Origin of the sequence: Streptococcus sp. 2741, from assembly GCF_013276315.1 — a bacterium.
GTDB classification, from domain to species: Bacteria; Bacillota; Bacilli; order Lactobacillales; family Streptococcaceae; genus Streptococcus; species Streptococcus pseudopneumoniae.
In genome coordinates this window covers 1-1,706 of sequence record NZ_VMKU01000155.1, presented here as the reverse complement: position 1 = coordinate 1,706, position 1,706 = coordinate 1, and the positions used below count along the sequence as shown (strand labels likewise).

2 protein-coding genes and 1 pseudogene are annotated in these 1,706 nt (G+C 41.5%); 2 read left to right on the top strand and 1 reads right to left on the bottom strand.

All coding sequences use genetic code 11. From position 1 onward, the window contains the following. Positions 1 to 162: 162 nt before the first annotated feature. Positions 163 to 1,359 carry an elongation factor Tu gene (tuf, locus tag HT671_RS11075; RefSeq protein ID WP_001040724.1) on the top strand — a complete coding sequence of 399 codons (1,197 nt, stop codon included), beginning with the start codon at positions 163 to 165 and terminating at the stop codon, positions 1,357 to 1,359. A gap of 96 nt (positions 1,360 to 1,455) precedes the next feature. Next, a complete protein-coding gene (locus HT671_RS11070) occupies positions 1,456 to 1,587 on the top strand; it encodes a hypothetical protein (protein WP_007285088.1) in 132 nt (43 codons plus the stop codon). 23 nt (positions 1,588 to 1,610) lie between these two features. On the opposite strand, the pseudogene HT671_RS11065 reads toward HT671_RS11070, so the two are convergent. Then, a pseudogene (locus HT671_RS11065) lies at positions 1,611 to 1,706 on the bottom strand (thymidylate synthase); the annotation flags it as partial.

The window sequence follows — 1,706 nt, the reverse complement described above, 5'->3', positions numbered from 1 at the left end:
TTCATTATAGAACTTTCAGTTAAATTTTTACCAAGAATAATTCACAAAAACGTTGTAAAACACTTGCAATTTAGCTGAAATTTGATAAAATAGTAAGGAAAGTTAGACTGTATTGCCTACTGTCTATCTATAAAATATATTTTATTGGAGGCTTTTACTCAAATGGCAAAAGAAAAATACGATCGTAGTAAACCACACGTTAACATTGGTACTATCGGACACGTTGACCACGGTAAAACTACCCTAACTGCAGCTATCACAACTGTTTTGGCACGTCGCTTGCCTTCATCAGTTAACCAACCTAAAGACTATGCGTCTATCGATGCTGCTCCAGAAGAACGCGAACGCGGTATCACAATCAACACTGCGCACGTTGAGTACGAAACTGAAAAACGTCACTACGCTCACATCGACGCTCCAGGACACGCGGACTACGTTAAAAACATGATCACTGGTGCCGCTCAAATGGACGGTGCTATCCTTGTAGTAGCTTCAACTGACGGACCAATGCCACAAACTCGTGAGCACATCCTTCTTTCACGTCAGGTTGGTGTTAAACACCTTATCGTCTTCATGAACAAAGTTGACTTGGTAGACGACGAAGAATTGCTTGAATTGGTTGAAATGGAAATCCGTGACCTATTGTCAGAATACGACTTCCCAGGTGACGATCTTCCAGTTATCCAAGGTTCAGCTCTTAAAGCTCTTGAAGGTGACTCTAAATACGAAGACATCGTTATGGAATTGATGAACACAGTTGATGAGTACATCCCAGAACCAGAACGTGACACTGACAAACCATTGCTTCTTCCAGTCGAAGACGTATTCTCAATCACTGGACGTGGTACAGTTGCTTCAGGACGTATCGACCGTGGTATCGTTAAAGTCAACGACGAAATCGAAATCGTTGGTATCAAAGAAGAAACTCAAAAAGCAGTTGTTACTGGTGTTGAAATGTTCCGTAAACAACTTGACGAAGGTCTTGCCGGAGATAACGTAGGTGTCCTTCTTCGTGGTGTTCAACGTGATGAAATCGAACGTGGACAAGTTATCGCTAAACCAGGTTCAATCAACCCACACACTAAATTCAAAGGTGAAGTCTACATCCTTACTAAAGAAGAGGGTGGACGTCACACTCCATTCTTCAACAACTACCGTCCACAATTCTACTTCCGTACTACTGACGTTACAGGTTCAATCGAACTTCCAGCAGGTACTGAAATGGTAATGCCTGGTGATAACGTGACAATCGACGTTGAGTTGATCCACCCAATCGCCGTAGAACAAGGTACTACATTCTCTATCCGTGAGGGTGGACGTACTGTTGGTTCAGGTATGGTTACAGAAATCGAAGCTTAATTCGATTTAGTTCCCAGAAGAACAATTATTTAAGTCAGACACTAAAAGAATCTTGCTTTGCAAGGTTCTTTTTTTCAGATATTGAACTAATACTCAATGAAAATCAAAGAGCAAACTAGGAAGCTAGCCGCAGATTGCTCAAAGCACTGCTTTGAGGTTGTGGATAGAACTGACGAAGTCAGCTCAAAACATGGTTTTGAGGTTGTTGATGAAGCGACGCTGACGTAGTTTGAAGAGATTTTCGAAGAGTATTAAATGGCTAGGTCAAACTTCAACTGCGGCTTAACAGGGTCATAATCCACCAACTCAAAATCTTCTGCTTTGATATCAAAGAAATTAGTCCCATC